The sequence below is a fragment of the Paenibacillus sp. SSG-1 genome (assembly GCF_002224835.1).
Taxonomy (GTDB): domain Bacteria; phylum Bacillota; class Bacilli; order Paenibacillales; family Paenibacillaceae; genus Paenibacillus_AQ; species Paenibacillus_AQ favisporus.
The window spans coordinates 421,583-439,867 of the sequence record NZ_MBRK01000001.1; the positions used below are offsets into that span (position 1 = coordinate 421,583).

An 18,285-nucleotide genomic window follows, 5' to 3' on the forward strand; every position below is an offset into this window, starting at 1 on the left:
GGGAAGAGAGAATGGACAACTTGCTCGAAGTGCAGGATTTGCAGGTCAGCTTTTTCACATATGCGGGCGAAGTGCAGGCCGTGCGCGGCGTAGGCTTTTCCCTGGGCCGGGGCGAGACGCTGGCGATCGTGGGGGAATCCGGCTCCGGCAAATCGGTGACTTCCAAAAGCATCATGAGGCTGCTGGCGAAGTCCGCAAAAATTAAACACGGCTCGATCCGTTTTGAAGGCAAGGACATCGCGTCGCTGCCTGAAAAGCAGATGCAGGATATCCGGGGCCGGGACATCTCGATGATCTTTCAGGACCCGATGACGTCGCTAAACCCGACGATGACGATCGGCAAGCAGATCACCGAGGTGCTGAAGAAGCACCGCAAGCTCGGCGGTGCGGAAGCCAACCGGCGGGCGGTGGAGCTTCTGAACCAGGTTGGCATCCCGAATCCGGACAAGCGGCTGAAGCAGTATCCGCACCAGCTGTCCGGAGGCATGCGCCAGCGCGTGGTCATCGCGATTGCGCTGGCGTGCAACCCGAAGGTGCTGATCGCCGACGAGCCGACGACTGCGCTTGACGTGACGATCCAGGCGCAAATTCTGGAGCTGATGAAGAAGCTGCAGCAGGAGCTGGACACGTCCATCGTGCTGATCACGCACGATCTGGGCGTAGTCGCGAATATGGCGTCACGCGTAGCGGTCATGTACGCCGGTAAAATCGTGGAAACCGGTACGGTAGACGAGATCTTTTATGAAGGCAAGCATCCGTATACTTGGGGGCTGCTCGCTTCCATGCCGAAGCTGCATGAGAAATCGGAGGAGCTGACGGCTATTCCCGGCACGCCGCCGGACCTCAGCGACCCGCCCAAGGGATGCCCGTTTGCGGCACGCTGTCCTTACGCCATGGAAATTTGCCACGAATATATGCCAGAATATACAGAACACTCGGAGACGCACCGCGCGGCCTGCTGGCTGCAGGACAGCCGGGCGCCGAAAGTGCAGAGTCCGCTTGCGGGAGGTGATCGGCCATGAAGCATGAGAAGGGGACAAAACCGCTGGTCGAGGTCAAGCATTTGAAGAAGCATTTTGACGTGGGCCGCGGACAGATTCTGAAAGCGGTGGACGACGTCTCGTTCGACATTTATCCGGGGGAGACTTTCGGTCTTGTCGGCGAGTCCGGCTGCGGCAAGTCGACCCTGGGCCGCACGCTGATCCGTCTCTATGAAGCGACGGAGGGGACGGTCAGCTTTGACGGCGAGGCGGTGCACGGCCGTAAATCCAATGCCGAGCGGAAGAAGCTGAGCCGGAGCATCCAGATGATCTTCCAGGATCCGTATGCGTCGCTGAACCAGCGGATGACGGTGACCGACATCATCGCCGAAGGCATTGATGCCCACGGCATCGCCAAGAACCGCAAGGAGCGCCAGCAGATGGTCTACGACCTGCTGGAGACGGTCGGACTGAACCGCAGCCACGCTGAGCGGTTCCCGCACGAATTCTCTGGCGGCCAGCGCCAGCGGATCGGCATCGCCCGGGCGCTTGCGGTTCATCCGCGGTTCGTGATCGCCGATGAGCCGATTTCGGCGCTGGACGTTTCGATCCAGGCACAGGTCGTGAACCTGATGAAGAAGCTGCAGCAGGAGCTGGGATTAACGTATTTGTTCATCGCCCATGACCTGTCGATGGTGAAGCATATCAGCGACCGCATCGGGGTGATGTACCTCGGGGGCATGGTGGAGCTTACGAGCAGCGACGAGCTGTTTGAGAATCCGCTGCATCCATACACCAAAACGCTGCTTTCGGCGATTCCGATTCCTGATCCGAAGCTGGAGCGCGGCCGGGAACGAATGGTGCTGCAGGGAGACCTGCCAAGCCCGATCAACCCGCCGAGCGGATGCCGATTCCGGACGCGCTGCCCGTTTGCTACAGAGCTGTGCGCTGCGGAAACGCCGGTATGGCAGGAAGCGGAAAAAGGGCACTGGGTAGCCTGCCATCTGTATGATCCAAGTAAAAAGATGACTGTAAATAAGGAGGGAGCCGGCGCATGAGCTGGTACGAGATGGCCGAAGAGCGGGAAGAGGCCTTGATTGAAGATCTGTCCGGACTTCTGAGAATCGACAGTGTTTATGATCCGGACACCAGCGGCCCCGGGCAGCCGATGGGCCAAGGTGTTGCGGAGGCATTGCAATATATGCTGGACCTGTGCGCGGCCGAAGGCTTCCGGGTCCGGAACCTGGACGGATATGTTGGCTACGCCGAATTCGGCCCGGAATCGGCCGAGAACTATGTGGCCGTTCTGAGCCATCTGGATGTCGTTCCGGCATCCGGGAAGTGGACGACCCCTCCGTTCGAGCCGTCCGTCCGGGGCGGCAAAATTTTTGCGCGCGGCGCTGAGGACGATAAAGGCCCGGCAATGGCTGCGTTTTACGGACTCAAAATTGTCAAAGACATGGGGCTTCCGCTGAAGCACCGGATCCGCCTTATTTTTGGAACGGACGAGGAGCGGACAGGGAAGTGCATGCAGAAATATAACGAGCTGGAGCCGGCACCGGTTTGCGGATTTACGCCGGATGCCGATTTTCCGATCGTTCGGGCAGAGAAGGGGCAGATCAATACCCGGCTGCTCTTTAAGCCGATCGAGGAGAGCGATTCGTCCGGCTCCGAGTACCGGCTGCAGTTGTTCACGGCCGGCGAGGTGGCCAACAGCGTGCCTGAAGGGGCGCGCGCCGAGGTAGCGGGAGATGCAGGCAGCCTGGGTGCGATGCAGAAGGCTTATGAGGACTACTGCGCGTCGGAAGGGCTGAAGGGAAGCTTTGAGATCGATGCGGACGGGCAGACGGCGAGCCTGTCGCTAACCGGTAAGACGGCCCATGGCATGGAGCCGCAGCTCGGCATTAATGCGGGCCTCAAGCTGATCCATTTTCTGAAGGAGTTCTCGTTCCCTTCGGGTGCGGAGCATTATCTCCATACGGTCGATGCGCTGATGTATGGCGATATCCACGGGCGTGCCTTCGGCATTGCGATGGAAGACCAGATCACCGGACCGCTGACGGTCAACACAGGGCTGCTGCAGTATGATCCGGAAGGAGAATCGTATTTTCACATCAACCTGAGATATCCGGTTTGCGGCAATCAAGCGGATATTCTGGAGAACATCGCGGTCCGGGCCTCAGCCTGCGGCCTTGAGATCGAACCGCCGAGCTTGAAACATCCGCACTGTGTGCCGGACGATCATCCGATGATCGAAGCGCTGCAGCGGGTATACGAGGCGGAGACGGGGCAGCCGGCCGAGCTGCTGTCCACCGGCGGCGGAACTTATGCGGCGTATATCGCAAACGGCGTCGCTTTCGGCCCGGTATTTCCGGGCATGGCCAATTCGGCACATCAAAGGAATGAACATATCGACATCGACGCACTGATTCGCTCGACGGCAATCTATGCCCGGGCGATGCATGAGCTGGCCAATCTGAACCTATAATCTGCGGCTTAACCAAAATTCTTGTAAAGGAATGTACAGCTGATGGAATTGATATCAGGAACAGGGCAACCGGCGGATGTAACGATCTATCCGGTGTTTGAGGACAGCGAAGGCGAACCCGCCGGGCTCACCCTTCGCGAAGGGATGGGCGGCCGCGGCGCCGTCCATTGGTTTTACGGACGGCACGGGGAGCAGGATATTCTCGTCGTCGGTCTGGGCAGCCGGGACAAATTCGGCATGGAGGCGCTGCGGGAAGCCGCCGGCGGGGCGGGCCGCGAAATCCGCAAGGCGTCCTTGAGAACCGCGTCGATCGACGGTACGGCCCTCCGTGACATTTTCGGGGAAGGCGAATGGCCCGAGCAGGCGGCCGTCGCCTGGGCCGAAGGATGGCTTCTGGGCACATATGTGTTCGATAAATATACATCGCGCCACAAGAAGGGGCAGGTGGATTGGATTCGGATCGAGTCCGATGCCGAGCGCAGCTATGCGGAGGCGGCCTGGCTCGGACGTGCGCGGGCCGAAGCGGTCGCCTTGGCCCGGGACCTGTGCAACGAGGCCCCGAATGATCTTCATCCGGCCAGCTTCGTGCAGCGGATCAAGACGGTCTTCGCCGGCCGGAACGTGAAGCTTCACGTGTACCAGGGCGAGGAGCTGAAGCAGCGGCAGATGAACGGCCTGCTGGCTGTCGGCAGCGGAAGCAAGCATCCGCCGGCCATGGTGGAGATCGAATACTTCGGCGATTCTAACGCCCCGCATCTTGCGCTGATCGGCAAGGGGATCACGTTTGACATGGGCGGCATGAACCTGAAGGTCGCCCGGGATCTGAGCGACGCCCGCTTTGACATGGGCGGGGCCGCGGCTGTCATCGGCGCGATGGACCTGCTCACCCGGCTGGAAGTGAAGGCGAGAATCACGGCGCTCATTCCGATCGCGGAAAATGTGCCGGATGGGGACGCCATCCTGCCGTCGCATGTGATCCGCTATCCGAACGGATTGTCCGTGCAGGTGGTCAACACGGATGCCGAAGGACGGCTGATCCTGGCCGACGCCATCCTGCACGCCGCCCGGAACGGAGCCGAGCGGATCATCGATATTGCGACGCTGACCGGTGCGGTGGGACACGCACTGGGGCTGCGGGTGGCCGGCATCTGGGGCGACGCCGGGTTTGCCGAGCAGCTGATGCGGATCGGCAGCAAGAACGGCGACCCGATCTGGCGCCTGCCGCTCGTCGATGAGGACGAGGAGCTCCTGGGCAGCCCGTACGCCGACCTGGCCAACCTGGCCTCCAGCCCTTATGGGGGAGCCAATATGGCGGCCTTGTTCCTGCGGCGGTTTGTGCCCTCTAAGGCGCGCTGGTGCCATATCGACATGGCCAATACGTCCCAGGTCCCGGCGGACCGGGGGTATAAAGCTGCCGGGGCTACCGGTTACGGAGTCCGGCTGCTGGCCGATTTTGTGACGGAACAGGCCAATTCTGGAAATGGAGGCACTGCGGAGTGAAGCTGGAAGTGATCGCAACCAATTTGTACGACGCGCTCGTCGCCGAGAACGCGGGTGCGGACCGCCTGGAGCTGGTGACGGGCATTATGGAAGGCGGATTGACGCCGGGTCCGGGCATGATCCGCAAGGTCGTCGGCTTGATGAGCATTCCGGTCCATGTCATGGTCCGGCCGCACAGCCAGTCGTTCGTCTACGACCAATACGACTTGCTGACGATGCGTGAGGATATCGCTTTTATCAAAGAGTGCGGAGCGGCGGGAATCGTGCTTGGAACGCTAAAACCGGACCGCACGGTGGATACCGAAGCGCTGGAAATGCTGCTGAAGGAGGCCGACGGTCTGAACGTGACGTTTCACCGGGCCTTCGACGAAATCGACGATCAGCTCGGCGCGCTCCAGACGTTATCGGCATATCCGCAGATTAACCGGATTCTGACTTCCGGAGGGCCGCGGCCCGCGCCGGAGTCGACGGACCGCATCCAAGCACTGGTCGAGGCATCAGCCGGAACCGGCATCCGTATCTTGGCTGGATACGGTTTGACCGTACCTGGGTTATCGGAGTTCGTCCAGAAGACGGGCGTGACTGAGGTCCATTTCGGCTCGGCGCTGAGAGCGGAAGGGAATTACCTGCTGCCGCTCGATTCCGAGCGGGTGAAGGCGGCGGCGCAGACGGTGAAATCCATCGCAAAGTCAGCAGGGTAACAACAAAATACTCGATTACTGTGGTGAAATCATTGGACAAACAACCTAAGATGATCGTCGGGGTGGATCTCGGCGGAACGAAAATCGCAACAGGGCTTTTGGACGCCGGCGGACGGATGCTGGCCCGGAGCCAGAAGGCGACCGCAGGGCTGAAAAGCTCGGAAGAGGTCATTCAGGCGATCGTAGATACGATAACGGAAGTGAGTGGAGAACACGAAATCGCCGGTGTCGGCTTGGCCTCCCCGGGGGCGGTCGACACCCGCCGGGGAATCATCCGCAACGGGGTGAACCTGCCCGGATGGAACGGCATTTCGCTGCAGGCGGAGCTGGAGAAGCGGCTGCAGGTGCCGGCCAAGCTGATCAATGACGCGAACGCGGCGGCATGGGGAGAATACGTGTACGGTGCTGGACGCGGGGCACAGAGCATGGTTTACGTCACCCTGAGCACCGGCATCGGCTCGGGCCTGGTTCTTGACGGGAAGCTGTACCTGGGGACAAGCTCCTTCGCGGGCGAGCTCGGTCATACGGTGGTCGACCCGAACGGGGCGCTGTGCGGCTGCGGCCAGCGGGGCTGCTGGGAGACCTACGCTTCGGGGACGGCCATCGCCCGCCAGGCGTCCGAGGCGGCTGCGGCGGCTGCGGAAGGCATGACGCAGATGACCGTGCTGGCCGAAGCGGAAGGCGTGCCGCTGAGCGCCAAGCATGTGTTTCAAGCCGCGGCGATGAACGACAAGCTGGCCCAAGAGACGCTGGAGCAGGTTATACATTACACGGGCCTTGGACTCATGAACATCATTCACAGCTTCAATCCGGATTGCATCGTCATTGGCGGCGGCGTCAGCCGCGCCGGGGCTGCCTTCTTCGAGCCGCTCCGCGGGAAGACCGGGGAGCTGGTCATGGAGCCTTATCGGGGCACTTACGCCATCAAACCCGCTGAACTCAAAGACGATGTGGGCATTATCGGGGCTGCAGCCCTGTTTGTGGAATAGACGGCTGAAAAATTAGCCGCCATCTTATGCATTATGCGTGCATTTTAAAGAGGCAGCATTGATATGAGTTAAAAGGAAAGGGCAAATCCATACATGTTATGGATTTGCCCTTTTTTTGTTGGAGCTGCTGAGTTTTGAAGAGGGTGCGTCGATCCTAATCGGGAGCTTATTTTGCAATTTTATATCAATTTAATGATTGAATATTTCAATGTATTGCAATATAATGCCAATAGAAACAACCGCAATACTACCAATATGATGAGATCGGGGTGGATATTCATTGGCACAGACTCAAGGCGTACTGACGTATCCAGAGATCGGCGGACAATCCGATGCGCTGGCGGCTGCCTGGAAGCAGCTAGAGGCGCAGCAGGATTGGATCTCCCAGTTTATCGGCAATTCTTCGTTTGATGAAGTGATTTTTATCGGGTCGGGGACTTCCTATTATTTGGCGCAGACCGCCGCATCCACGTTCCGCAAATGGACGGGGCGCAGCGGTGCAGCCTATCCGTCATCCGAAATCTTTTTGTTCCGGGAGCAGGCGGTTCCGCCCGGAAAACGTGTGCTGCTCGTCGGGATTTCCCGTTCGGGAGAATCGACGGAGGTTATTCTCGCACTGGAATCGGTGAAGGATTTGCCGGATTGGACGATCTGCAGCATCACCTGCGATGAGGAAAGCACAATGGCGAAGCTCGCTCCATACTTACTGTCACCGCTCGGCAAGGAGAAAAGCACCGTCATGACGAAGTCTTTTAGCAGCATGACTTTTATGCTCCAAGCGGCGATGGCTAGCGCTGCCGGTAAGACGGAGCAGCTGAAGGAGCTTCAGGAAGCCGTGGAGCTCAGCGCAGGTGTGGTAGCCAAGGCGGACGAAGCCGCCAAAGAACTGATTTCCGACCATCCGGAGCTGAACAAATTCATATATTTGGGCATGGGATCCTATTACGGGCTGGCGCAGGAAGCCTGCCTGAAAATTAAGGAAATGTCCTGCGTCTGGACGGAAAGCTTCGGCACGATGGAATTCCGGCACGGACCGAAATCGGTCGTCGAGCCGGGAACGATGGTCTGCCTGCTGCTGTCGGAAACCGCAAGGGACTATGAGATCAAGGTAGCCCAGGAGATGAAAGAATACGGCGCGCATGTTGTTATCATTACCGCGGACAAGGGCGGAGACACCGGCTTTGCCGATCTCGTGTTCGAGACAGGAGGCCGGGCGCTGTCCGATGAGGCGAGAGCGGTGCTGTACATGCCGCTGGTTCAATATATCGGGTATTACACCGCACTGCGGGAGGGGAGAAATCCGGACAGCCCGCGGAATTTGACCCAGGTGGTCAAAATTTAAACCATAAGGAGAGAATCGCTTTGAGTGAACGAAATGGATCGAAAGAAGAACGCCGGGAACAGATATTGGACTACATCCTGCAGCACGGCTCTATTTCCCTTCAGGAGGTGACGGCCCGCTTCAAATGCTCTGAGGCTACGGCACGCCGGGATCTGGAGGCGCTTGAGAAATCGGGACGGGTCATCCGCACGATGGGCGGAGGCGCCAAATCCGCGGGCATCACCGCCGGAAGGGAAATTCCATTTCACGAGAAGCAGAACAAGCTGTACCAGGAAAAGGAAAAAATCGCCGCCATGGCGGCTTCCCTCGTGCAAGAGGGGGACGTGGTCGGCCTGACGGGCGGGACCACGACGTATCTCATTGCGAGGGCACTCAAGAACCGCCGCAATATTACGGTGGTGACCAATGCCGTCAATATTGCGATGGAGCTGTCGGAGAACGAAGACCTTCAGGTCGTGCTGACCGGCGGCATGCTGCGCAGCAAAAACTTCGAGCTGTGCGGACCGCTTGCCGAGCGGACGCTGGAGGCGATCAACATTCACACGATGTTTATGGGGATCGACGGTTTTTCGGCGGAACAGGGGGCCAGCACTTATTCCGAGCTTGAAGCGAATACGGCGATGATCATGATGAAGCGCACCAACCGCACCATCGCCGTATTTGACCATACGAAGAACGGCCGCAATTCCCTGTTCCAGGTGGCGCCCGTGGCGGCCCTGCACGGAATCATTACGGATGCGGATCCCGGGGAGGAGCTCCGCAGCCGGTTGAAAGAATCCGGGGTGCAGGTGCATGTCGCGCAATAACATTCTGTGAAATAAGGGCAGGTGCTCAGCATGGAAGTGTTTGCGGGAGTCGATGTCGGCGGAACGAATATCGTATGCGGTCTGGTATCTTCCGCCGGACAAGTGGTTCATAAGCTGAAGCGGCCGACGGAAGCCGGGCGCGGTCCGGATGCGGTACTGGAGCGAATCGCCGCAATGATCGAGGAAGCGGTCGCCTCGTACCGCGGGGAAGACGGACAGCCTGTAACGCTCGCGGCAGCGGGAATCGGACTGCCGGGGCTGGTCGATCCCGAGGAAGGCATCGCCAAGTTTGCCGGCAACCTCGGCTGGCGTGACCTTCCGGCCGCCAGCCGTCTGAAGGCCAGGCTGCAGCTGCCGGTATTTATCGATAACGATGTCAGAACGTATGTGTTTGGCGAAGCGCTGTATGGAGCCGGTGCAGGCACCGGCCACGTCATCGGCGTGACGATCGGCACAGGAATCGCCTCGGCCATGGTGAATGAGGGGAGCCTGTTCTACGGCTTCCGCCATATGTCCGGGGAGCTGGGGCATATCGTCATGGAGGGGCTCAGCGATCCGTGTCCATGCGGCTTGACGGGCTGCCTGGAGACTTACGCCTCCGCCTCCGGTATGGTGCGGCAGGCCCGGAAAGCGATAGAGTCCGGTGAGCCGACGGTGCTCCGCAGCTGGTTTCCGGGCGAACGCCTCGCGGAGCTGACGGCGGCGGATTTGTCGCGGGCGTACGATCAGGGTGATGCGCTGGCCGTTTCCATTCTGGAGCGGGCGGGTTCGCTGCTCGGCCGGGCGCTGTCCTACGCCGTTTCGCTGAACAGCCCGGAGATGATCATTATCGGTGGCGGCGGGGCGCTGGCGGGAGACCGTATTATGAAGCCGCTGGAGCGGGAGCTGATGAGCCGGATCCTGCCTGATTACCGCGATCGGCTCAAGATCGTTCCCGCCATGCATAACGACGATGCGGGCGTGACCGGGAGCGCCATGTACGCAAAGCATAAATATACCGCATTGAGCGGATCAATACAGGACAGCAAGGCATAACAAACGGGAAGGGGAAAACACCATGTCACTCGTTTCGTCTACGTCTTTACTGCAAGAAGCAAGGGCCAAACATTACGCCATTGGGGCCTTTAACGTGCATACACTGGAAATGCTGCAGGCTGTGGTCGAGGCGGCCGAAGAAGCACAGTCGCCGCTCATTATCCAGTCTACGGTGGGGACCGTCAAGCATCTGGGGGCCGATTATATCGCTGCTGCCGCCCGGGTGGCGGCGGACCGCGCCAGCGTGCCCATCGCACTTCATTTGGATCATTGCAACGAATTTTCCGTCATTATCAGCTGTATCCGGGCGGGTTATACGTCCGTCATGATCGATGCGTCTCATTCCCCATTTGAGGAAAATGTGGCCATGACCCAGAAGGTGGTCGAAGCCGCCAACGCCGTTGGCATCAACGTGGAGGCGGAGCTCGGCAAGGTCGGCGGCGTCGAGGACGACATCGTCGTCGACGAACGCGACGCCTTGCTCGCCGATCCGAAAGAATGCGCCGAATTCGTGGAGCGCACCGGCGTGCATACGCTTGCCCCTGCGATCGGCACCGCCCACGGCATCTACAAAGGGACGCCGAATATTGATTTCGACCGGATCGGACGCATCGCCGAAGCCGTTGATGTTCCGCTCGTCCTGCATGGAGGCTCCGGCATTCCGAAGGAGCAGGTGAAGCGGGCGGTCAGTCTCGGCATGGCCAAGATGAATGTGGCTACCGAACTGCGCATCCTGTTCTCCGACGCCATCAAGCATGTCTTTGCCGAGAACCCGGATGAGAACGACCCGCGGAAATACATGGTGCCTGCCAAGAAGGCGCTGAAAGCGGCCGTCATTGAGAAAATGCAGCTGTGCGGCTGCGCCGGACGGGCGCGGGACTTCTAAACGCCAAAGCCATTCACAAAATAAATGAAACAAGCCTGCTTAGGGCCCGGGGAGCCGGGAAAGCAGGCTTTTTAAATTCATGGGATGTTATAAATCTGAAGCGGCGGATTCCGGGTTCCGCAAATAGTCGAGAAACATCCGTTTCAGCAGGTCCAGCTGGACGTCCGCGCTGACGATGGACTCGAACATGACGATGCTGCGCTGCAGTGACAGCTTTTTCGAAAATATGCCGAATGCATTGACCACGGTCGACAGGGTTTCCTCTATGGGGAGATCGGAGCGGACTGAACCGTCCTGGGTGCAGCTGTCAATGATTTCGGCGAACGCATCGGATACCTTGCGGTGGACGTCGTTGTACTGCTGGATATCCTCCAGCGGCTCGGCCTGCTGGGCGGCATAGCTCTCAAACGCCTCAAGGTACCGGCTCCTGCTGCTCAATTCCGGCAGTTGGAGATTCAGGAAATGATCCAGCAGCGCTTCAAGCTTCTCGATGCCTGTCACCGGTGTGGCGGCAATTGCCCGGAACGCCTCTTCCTCCAGACTGATCAAATGCGTGGCGACCGCCACGATCAGCTTGTCCTTCTTGGGAAAATACCGGAACACCGTGGCGATCCCCACATTATCTTCTGCGGCGATATCCCGCATCGTCGCTTTGTCGATCCCTTTGCGGTTAAAAACCCGCTCCGCTGCCTCGATAATGCTGCTCTCTCTCGCTTTTTTACCTTCCAGCCGTTCCTGTTCCCATCTAGTCTTCGGATCCATAATTGTGAGTCAACTCGCCTTCCGGGTGAAAAGATAAAATCGTAAAAAATGCTATCAAAACCACCCGGAGAAGTCAACGCTGTCCAGGTGCAGGGTCCGGGAATCCATGGGATGACCGCGGGAAAGATTGAAGGGAAAAACAAACGGTGATATAATTGGTTTTGTCATGATAGTGTTACTATCACGACCTTTGGTTTTGCAAGGTCATGCACGCCCAATATGGGCTGTATGTTGCCTCGTTCGTAATCATCTTGGAGCAAATAGGGGAAGGGAGTCTTAACAATATGGGCAGAGTACAGGGGAAAGTAGCGATCGTCACCGGCGCAGCCGGAGGCATGGGCAAGGCGGACGCCGTTCTGTTGGCGCAGGAAGGCGCCAAGGTGGTCGTCACCGACATTCAGGAGGACAAAATCCAGGCTGTCGTGGAAGAGATCAAACAGCGGGGCGGAGAGGCTATTGGCTTCCGTCATAACGTTACCTCCGAGGAGGAGTGGCAGCATATCGTGGACGAAACGGTCAAAGCGTTCGGCACAATCGACGTTCTCGTCAATAATGCCGGCATCTCACTGGCCAAATCGCTCGTAGACACGTCCATGCAGGATTGGGACAAGGTCATGTCCATCAACCTGACAGGCAGCTTTCTCGGTTTGAAATACGTGGTACCGGTGATGCAGCGCGGTGGCGGAGGCTCCATCATCAACATTTCTTCGATTGCCGGTCTCACGGGGAGCAACGGAGCAGGGCCTTACACCGCAAGCAAGGGCGCTGTCCGGATGCTGACGAAGGCGGTGGCTGTGGATTACGGCAAGGACAATATCCGTTGTAATTCGATCCATCCGGGTTACATTGAAACACCGATGACCGAAGGATTGTTTGCCAACGACCAGATGACGGGCTGGTTCCGCTCCAAAACGCCGCTGCCTCGCTTGGGCAAACCGGAGAACATTGCGGCCGGCGTGCTGTTCCTGGCATCCGACGAATCCTCTTTTATTACCGGAGCCGAGCTGGCCATCGACGGCGGCGTATCCGCGACCTGATTTTTATTCGGCAAATCCATACGCTTGGATGAAGCATAAATAGCCTTCCGGGGTATACCCGAGGGCTTTTTTCTTTTTTTGCCCGCAACCTTCGGAGTCCTCTTGACGTTAGATAGGAAAATATAAAATATTTTCCATTTCTGAGGAGGAATGAAGTATGCGCACTTGGGGGTCATGGCTTGCCGCATTCATGTTAGTCATTCTGTTGGTAACCGGCTGCTCGTCCGGGAGTTCAAAGGACAGCGCCAGCAGCGCCGGCGGAACCGTCGAAAGCTCCGCGGCTTCAGACCATGCGGCGAACACCGCAGCGGTTCAGGACCAAAAATCCACGGCAGCATCGACATCTGTGCAGACATCGGCGGATTCGGCCGACCCGAAGCAGGCCGATACGGTAAAGGCTTTGGAGGCGGACACTGCGCCTGAAGCCGGGTTCACTGCCCAGGATCTGGCCGGCGGGTTAAACAAGAAGCTCATCTATAAGGCGCATCTGGTAATGGAGATTCAGGACTATGCCAAGGCGCAGACCGAAGTGAGAAATATGGTAACGTTGTCGGGCGGTTATATCGTCAATTTTTCCGAAACGGATTCAGCCAGCGAACGGGGAGGTACCTTTATCCTCAAGGTTCCTGCATCGGGCTTCTCGTCCTTTTTGAATCGGCTTGAGCAGATCAAGCATGATTCCCTTCAGCGCAGCATTGAAGGCCAGGACGTGTCCGAAGAATACGTGGATTTGCAGGCGAGATTGAAGGCTAAGCAGGTGATGGAGGAGCAGTATATCGCTTTTATGAAAAAGGCGACAAAGACTAGCGACCTCGTGGCGTTTGCCAAAGAGCTGGAGAGGGTTCAGGAAGAAATCGAGCAGATCAAGGGCCGCATGCGCTATATCGATCAGAATGTGTCTTATTCCACGGTGGAGCTGCGCATTTACCAGCCGGAGAAAACGCTGCCCAAAGCCGAGCCTGATCGCCAGCAGGCCCCCCTTGGCCAGCGTGCGGGCGATGCGCTGCAGGGAAGCATGGACGTGCTGACGCAGATTGTCCAGTGGATCATCGTCATCCTGTCGGGAGCCGTTCCTGTTCTGATTCTTGCTGCGATCGTGCTTCTGATCGTCTGGATCGTCCGCAAAGGCCGGAAGCAGCAGCGGGCTGAAGCCGCCGCGCGGAGGAAGACATGGAAAGAGGAGCGCCATAGACCTGCCGGTCCTACAGACGGTCCTATAGAACAGCAGCAGGAAGAATCGGATCCTACACGGGCGGAACGAATCGAGCAAGCTCCCAAGCAACCCGATCCCGACTCTGACCCCGATGCTGACCCCCATAAATAAGGCCATCCCATGGATGGAAGAAAAGAGCCGGACGCACCTGATTGCGCCCGGTATCTTTTTGGGTATATACCTCTTAATAATGACGCAAGATGAAATCAATTGATTTAACGTATGCGTTGCACTATGATGAGAAGGAGAGAGCTGTCATGTTGTATACAGCCAATCACACCAACCAAATCGCGGCATTTACCGGCAAGCTGCTGAGGGACAGGTTTGGCAAAGGTCCGGAGTCGGTGCATGTATCCGTCGGAAACTACGGGATCGCACTCCATATCCGCAATTTTATTGGACCTGTCGAGCGGTTTCTTTTGAACAAGGAAGAAGAAAAAGCATTTCGATATACCCGCGAGCTGCTGATGGAGTCTCTGCTTCCTGAATTGAAGGCGTATCTGGAGAAGGAAATGGACATCCGCCTGGAAGAGGTTTACTACGACTGGGGATTACATAACGCTTCGGGGATCATTGTCGGGCTTAAGGCAGACCAGATCATCGAAGCCGAGGATTATGCGGGCCGTGATGCGCTACATAATGAAGTTAACCGGGTCACCGGTATCGTCCAGAAGGTTCCCCGGAAGGTGTACTCCTGGTGGATGAACCCCAAAACTTTAATTGTCGTCCGGGAAGGACTTCTGATTCTGATCGAGAAGGAATTAATCAATACCGGTTTTGATGAAGTTTTGCGGACAACGAAGAGAAAGCTTGAGAAGCGGTATTTTGAGGAAGAAACCCAGCTGGGGGGGATTTTGGGCCGGACCCTGGCCGATTTTTACGTGGACTGGGATTTTGATAGAGATAAAAGCGTGATTGCCTGCACATTCCAGGATTAGGCGGTCACCAGGCGGTAATGGGTCAGACATGATTGGAACATGAGCTGAACATAAGCCAAAGAAGGAGCTGGAGCGCTCTTTCTTTGGCTTTTTTTCATGGTAGGAGGTTTAAAAATGAAGAGCAATTATGACATTTTATGTGTGGAGGACGACGGAATTAATATGTCTCTCATGCGGCATATTTTCAAAAAAATTCCTAACGCCACCATGTGGGAGGCCTGTACAGGGGAGGAAGCGGTAGAGATCGCCACGGCCAGATGCCCCGATCTGATCATCATGGACATCCAGCTGCCCGGAATGAGTGGATATGATGCTCTAGCCTGCCTCCAGGCCAATGAAAAGACAAGGGCAATCCCGGTGGTGGCCGTCAGCTCTTATGCGATGGCGTCGGATATCGCCAAGGGGAGACAGGCAGGTTTTATCGAATACATTACGAAGCCATTCTACATTAAGCACTTTATTCAGGTGATCGATTCTATTCTCCGGCGGCTGCCATTTTGAAAATATCACATAACTTTGCATCGGATGTGGCATATTACGTTATAGCTTTTAGTGCCTATAATCCAACGCAGGGGGAAATTTCAAGATGAAGCGTTTTGCGTTTGCTGCGGTTGCCGCACTGTTACTGTGCTGCGGATTTTTCCAGGAGACAGCGGCTGCGGACAGCCCTTATCATTTTGGCTTTAAGAAAAGCAGGAACGGTCAGCTTCCTTCCATCAATGAAGAAGGCTTTAAAGACATTCTGCAGAAGAATGGTGCGATCTTCCTGGGGGATACAACCCAGAAAGAGCTGTATTTGACGTTTGACAACGGGTATGAAAACGGGTTCACGCCTAGAATCCTGGATGTTTTGAAAGAAAAGAAAGTGCCGGCTATTTTTTTTCTGACGGGACATTATGTAAAGGACAAGCCGGAGCTCGTAACCCGGATGGTCACCGAGGGCCATCTGGTGGGCAATCATTCCTGGACGCATCCGGATATGACCCAGATTTCCAACGCGCAGCTCAAGGAAGAGCTGGATAAGGTCAAGCAGAGCGTAACCGGGACGACCCGCCAGAAGGAGATGGCATACGTGCGTCCTCCCCGGGGGATTTTCAGCGACCGCACGCTTGCGGCATCACGCGCTGAAGGTTATACGACGGTATTCTGGTCCGTAGCGTACAAGGACTGGGACGTGAACGATCAGAAGGGGGCTGACTATGCCTACCGTCAAGTGATGGCGCAGCTGCATCCGGGGGCGGTCATTCTGCTGCACTCCATTTCGAAGGATAACACGGAGGCGCTGGCCCGGATCATCGACGATGCCCGTAAGCAGGGCTATGAGTTCAAAAGCTTGGACCAACTGAAGCGGCCAACTTACTAATCCGAATAGGAAGACGCCAGGCCAATGTGGCTTGGTGTTTTTTTTGTGCTTTTACGGCAGCGTTAATGGAAAATATTTGTATCCTATTGTTGATAATGCCCGAATATATGAAACCTTCCTCCCTGATTTCGCGTCTATTCTACGTGGGACTTAGGACCCGAGTTCATGAGATGGGGGAAGTAACCATGGAGCAAGCATCGCTGCCCAAACGTTCAAGCGTAAGAAACCAACGGTCCGCTCCAAAAGGGACAAAGAAAAGGAAAAAGAAAAAGGGAGGTTTCCTGCGATTCAGTATACGCTTGTTCTGGAGCCTGGTTCTGGTCGGTGCCGCGGCAGCCGCGTGGTTGTTCCTGACGGTATCCGGCAATCATTTTCGTTACCTGATAGCGGATACGCTCATAACGACACAGCATCGCTATTTGGCGAAATATATTATTGGACAGGACGAGCTGAACAAGCGCGTAGCGGAATACAACAAGCGGTTTGAAGCCATGGGCGTCGAAAAAGATACGCACCAAATCAAGCTGCCGGTGCAAACCCAAACGGCTTCCGCCGAAGCCGGCAAGGAGATGGAGAAGCCGCCCCTTGTGGAGATTGAGGAAGTTTCGGGTAAAGGGTATCACGGGTATGTAATGACCGTTCACGATCCGACAAAAATCCGTCTGGGCGTTCCCGCAAAGCGCGGCAAAGGCGAGAAGGTCTCCAGCATGGTCAAGCGCTACGGCGCGATCGCCGGCGTGAACGGAGGCGGATTCGCCGACCCGAACTGGAAAGGGAACGGCTTTAAGCCGATCGGCATCGTCATATCGCAGGGGAAGCTGTATTACAACGGATTGGGAAAAAATGCGACCACCCAGGTGGTAGGCATTGACCGGGACGGCAAAATGATCGCCGGCAACTATTCGCTAAAGGAATTGGACCGGATGGGGGTTCAGGAAGCGGTGACGTTTCAGCCGCGGATCATCGTCAACGGCAAAGGGCTCATCAAGAATGCCGCCGAAGGCTGGGGCATCGCGCCGCGGACCGCCATGGGCCAGCGTGAGGACGGGGCCATCCTGTTTGTTGTTATTGACGGAAGACAGCCGACGTACAGCGTCGGAGCCAATTTATACGATGTCCAGCAGATCATGCTGAAGCACGGAGCGGTGATCGCTGCCAATCTGGACGGAGGATCCTCCACCGTCCTCGTCAAAGATAATGAAATTGTGAACAAACCGTCATCGGAATACGGGGAACGGTATTTGCCTACCGCGTTTCTGGTGTTTGAACACCCAGAGCAGGCGGACATCCCGAATATATGGGCCGGCCTCAATCCGAGGGACATCGACCCTTCGAAGAAGTAAGAATTGTTTATATATACAAGAAAAAAAAGCCTGAAAATCAGGCTTTTTTGGAATAAATGATTCCGATCGTTTTGGCACCGCAGTGGGAGCTAATGACACAGCCGGCATCCGAGAGGGCAACCTCGCGGGCGCCGGTTTTTTGTTCCAGCAGCCTTTTGATCGCTTCCGCATCTTCAGCCGCCATGGAATGGGTGACGAAGATGAGATCGTTGTCCATCTCGTCCTTCTTGTCCAGCGTATTGTTGACCATCTGCTCCAGAGCCTTTTCCCGCTTGCCGCGGACCTTGTAGGCCGGAGTCATCTTACCGTCGATCACCTTGATGACCGGCCGGATCTTGAGCAGGCTGCTCATGAGGTTCTGCATGCCTGAGCAGCGTCCGCCCTTGTACAGATATTCTAGCGAATCAATGACGAATTCGGTCTCTACGAGCGGCTTAACGGTCTCCACGATGCCGGCGATTTCACGGGCGCTTTTCCCCTGTTCTGCCGCGGCCACCGCTTTCATGACCAGCAGGCCGATGCCGGTGGTCAGATTCCGTGAATCCACGACCGTGATTCGTCCCTCCGGAAACTCCTCACCTGCAATCAGCGCGTTCTGATAAGTCGAGGATAGCTCGGACGACAGGCTGATATAAACGATATCCCGTCCTTCTTCCACAAACGGGGTGAATGCCGCGATAAAATCGGACGGAGACGGAGCGGCCGTCTTGGGAAGGCTGCCCGTCTGCTCCACCTTGGCATACAATTCGGGTGTCGTTAAGTCGACGCCGTCCCTGTAATTCTGGTCCCCGAACGTAACGTACAGCGGAATAATGCCGATGTCATGGGCTTTGATCCAATCGTGAGGAAGGTCGCATGTGCTGTCGGCAAATATTTTGACTTGAGACATAAGATCACCTTTT

At 56.8% G+C, this 18,285-nt stretch carries 18 protein-coding genes; 16 read left to right on the forward strand and 2 right to left on the reverse strand.

Translation table 11 applies throughout. From position 1 onward, the window contains the following. The first annotated feature begins 11 nt into the window (after nt 1-11). The 10 genes from BCV73_RS02095 to fba all read left to right on the forward strand — a co-directional run bounded on the left by BCV73_RS02095 (nt 12) and on the right by fba (nt 10,727). Nucleotides 12-1,022 (forward strand): ABC transporter ATP-binding protein, encoded by a 1,011-nt coding sequence (locus tag BCV73_RS02095; protein WP_089545787.1) that lies wholly within the window; start codon nt 12-14, stop codon nt 1,020-1,022. After that, nucleotides 1,019-2,038 (forward strand): ABC transporter ATP-binding protein, encoded by a 1,020-nt coding sequence (locus tag BCV73_RS02100; protein ID WP_089545788.1) that lies wholly within the window; start codon nt 1,019-1,021, stop codon nt 2,036-2,038. The genes BCV73_RS02095 and BCV73_RS02100 overlap by 4 nt, the downstream gene beginning before the upstream one ends. Beyond that, nucleotides 2,035-3,468, forward strand: coding sequence for a dipeptidase PepV (pepV, locus tag BCV73_RS02105; RefSeq protein ID WP_089545789.1), 1,434 nt, complete (start codon nt 2,035-2,037; stop codon nt 3,466-3,468). The genes BCV73_RS02100 and pepV overlap by 4 nt, the downstream gene beginning before the upstream one ends. Before the next feature lie 42 nt (nt 3,469-3,510). Then, entirely contained in the window at nt 3,511-4,968 is a 1,458-nt protein-coding gene (locus BCV73_RS02110) for a leucyl aminopeptidase family protein (protein WP_089545790.1), read from the forward strand. Then, nucleotides 4,965-5,669, forward strand: a complete 705-nt coding sequence (locus BCV73_RS02115) for a copper homeostasis protein CutC (RefSeq protein WP_089545791.1) — start codon at nt 4,965-4,967, stop codon at nt 5,667-5,669. Before BCV73_RS02110 ends, BCV73_RS02115 begins: the two co-directional genes overlap by 4 nt. A gap of 32 nt (nt 5,670-5,701) precedes the next feature. Then, entirely contained in the window at nt 5,702-6,658 is a 957-nt protein-coding gene (locus BCV73_RS02120; protein ID WP_373309524.1) for an ROK family protein, read from the forward strand. A gap of 280 nt (nt 6,659-6,938) precedes the next feature. Further along, nucleotides 6,939-8,000, forward strand: a complete 1,062-nt coding sequence (locus tag BCV73_RS02125; RefSeq protein WP_089545793.1) for an SIS domain-containing protein — start codon at nt 6,939-6,941, stop codon at nt 7,998-8,000. 20 nt (nt 8,001-8,020) lie between these two features. Beyond that, nucleotides 8,021-8,806, forward strand: coding sequence for a DeoR/GlpR family DNA-binding transcription regulator (locus BCV73_RS02130; RefSeq protein ID WP_076170516.1), 786 nt, complete (start codon nt 8,021-8,023; stop codon nt 8,804-8,806). A gap of 30 nt (nt 8,807-8,836) precedes the next feature. After that, nucleotides 8,837-9,841 carry an ROK family protein gene (locus BCV73_RS02135; RefSeq protein WP_089545794.1) on the forward strand — a complete coding sequence of 335 codons (1,005 nt, stop codon included), beginning with the start codon at nt 8,837-8,839 and terminating at the stop codon, nt 9,839-9,841. Nucleotides 9,842-9,863: 22 nt separating this feature from the next. Further along, a complete protein-coding gene (gene fba, locus BCV73_RS02140; protein WP_089545795.1) occupies nt 9,864-10,727 on the forward strand; it encodes a class II fructose-1,6-bisphosphate aldolase in 864 nt (287 codons plus the stop codon). 87 nt (nt 10,728-10,814) lie between these two features. On the opposite strand, the gene BCV73_RS02145 is transcribed toward fba, so the two are convergent. Continuing rightward, nucleotides 10,815-11,489, reverse strand: coding sequence for a TetR/AcrR family transcriptional regulator (locus tag BCV73_RS02145; RefSeq protein ID WP_089545796.1), 675 nt, complete (start codon nt 11,487-11,489; stop codon nt 10,815-10,817). Nucleotides 11,490-11,773: 284 nt separating this feature from the next. On the opposite strand from BCV73_RS02145, the gene BCV73_RS02150 reads away from it, so the two are divergent. The 6 genes from BCV73_RS02150 to BCV73_RS02175 all read left to right on the forward strand — a co-directional run bounded on the left by BCV73_RS02150 (nt 11,774) and on the right by BCV73_RS02175 (nt 17,383). After that, entirely contained in the window at nt 11,774-12,526 is a 753-nt protein-coding gene (locus tag BCV73_RS02150; protein WP_089545797.1) for an SDR family NAD(P)-dependent oxidoreductase, read from the forward strand. 157 nt (nt 12,527-12,683) lie between these two features. Then, nucleotides 12,684-13,850: a DUF4349 domain-containing protein gene (locus BCV73_RS02155; RefSeq protein ID WP_089545798.1), complete on the forward strand. Its 1,167-nt coding sequence runs from the start codon at nt 12,684-12,686 to the stop codon at nt 13,848-13,850. A gap of 146 nt (nt 13,851-13,996) precedes the next feature. After that, nucleotides 13,997-14,677: a Na-translocating system protein MpsC family protein gene (locus BCV73_RS02160; RefSeq protein ID WP_089545799.1), complete on the forward strand. Its 681-nt coding sequence runs from the start codon at nt 13,997-13,999 to the stop codon at nt 14,675-14,677. Nucleotides 14,678-14,791: 114 nt separating this feature from the next. Further along, nucleotides 14,792-15,178 carry a response regulator gene (locus tag BCV73_RS02165; RefSeq protein WP_076170509.1) on the forward strand — a complete coding sequence of 129 codons (387 nt, stop codon included), beginning with the start codon at nt 14,792-14,794 and terminating at the stop codon, nt 15,176-15,178. An 85-nt stretch (nt 15,179-15,263) separates the two neighbouring features. Next, a complete protein-coding gene (gene pdaA, locus BCV73_RS02170; RefSeq protein WP_076170508.1) occupies nt 15,264-16,040 on the forward strand; it encodes a delta-lactam-biosynthetic de-N-acetylase in 777 nt (258 codons plus the stop codon). A 185-nt stretch (nt 16,041-16,225) separates the two neighbouring features. After that, the gene (locus BCV73_RS02175; protein WP_076170507.1) at nt 16,226-17,383 is read left to right on the forward strand and encodes a phosphodiester glycosidase family protein; all 1,158 of its coding nucleotides are present in this window, start codon (nt 16,226-16,228) and stop codon (nt 17,381-17,383) included. A 37-nt stretch (nt 17,384-17,420) separates the two neighbouring features. Here the strand turns inward: BCV73_RS02175 and BCV73_RS02180 are convergent, their stop codons facing one another. Continuing rightward, nucleotides 17,421-18,272, reverse strand: a complete 852-nt coding sequence (locus tag BCV73_RS02180; protein WP_076170506.1) for a DegV family protein — start codon at nt 18,270-18,272, stop codon at nt 17,421-17,423. Nucleotides 18,273-18,285: the final 13 nt, after the last annotated feature.

Bases quoted from the DNA above. Each gene is read 5' to 3' on its own strand.
- BCV73_RS02095 (WP_089545787.1), top strand. From the start codon at position 12: ATGGACAACTTGCTCGAAGTGCAGGATTTGCAGGTCAGCTTTTTCACA.
- BCV73_RS02100 (WP_089545788.1), top strand. From the start codon at position 1,019: ATGAAGCATGAGAAGGGGACAAAACCGCTGGTCGAGGTCAAGCATTTG.
- pepV (WP_089545789.1), top strand. From the start codon at position 2,035: ATGAGCTGGTACGAGATGGCCGAAGAGCGGGAAGAGGCCTTGATTGAA.
- BCV73_RS02110 (WP_089545790.1), top strand. From the start codon at position 3,511: ATGGAATTGATATCAGGAACAGGGCAACCGGCGGATGTAACGATCTAT.
- BCV73_RS02135 (WP_089545794.1), top strand. From the start codon at position 8,837: ATGGAAGTGTTTGCGGGAGTCGATGTCGGCGGAACGAATATCGTATGC.
- fba (WP_089545795.1), top strand. From the start codon at position 9,864: ATGTCACTCGTTTCGTCTACGTCTTTACTGCAAGAAGCAAGGGCCAAA.
- BCV73_RS02145 (WP_089545796.1), bottom strand. From the start codon at position 11,489: ATGGATCCGAAGACTAGATGGGAACAGGAACGGCTGGAAGGTAAAAAA.
- BCV73_RS02150 (WP_089545797.1), top strand. From the start codon at position 11,774: ATGGGCAGAGTACAGGGGAAAGTAGCGATCGTCACCGGCGCAGCCGGA.
- BCV73_RS02155 (WP_089545798.1), top strand. From the start codon at position 12,684: ATGCGCACTTGGGGGTCATGGCTTGCCGCATTCATGTTAGTCATTCTG.
- BCV73_RS02160 (WP_089545799.1), top strand. From the start codon at position 13,997: ATGTTGTATACAGCCAATCACACCAACCAAATCGCGGCATTTACCGGC.
- BCV73_RS02165 (WP_076170509.1), top strand. From the start codon at position 14,792: ATGAAGAGCAATTATGACATTTTATGTGTGGAGGACGACGGAATTAAT.
- pdaA (WP_076170508.1), top strand. From the start codon at position 15,264: ATGAAGCGTTTTGCGTTTGCTGCGGTTGCCGCACTGTTACTGTGCTGC.
- BCV73_RS02175 (WP_076170507.1), top strand. From the start codon at position 16,226: ATGGAGCAAGCATCGCTGCCCAAACGTTCAAGCGTAAGAAACCAACGG.
- BCV73_RS02180 (WP_076170506.1), bottom strand. From the start codon at position 18,272: ATGTCTCAAGTCAAAATATTTGCCGACAGCACATGCGACCTTCCTCAC.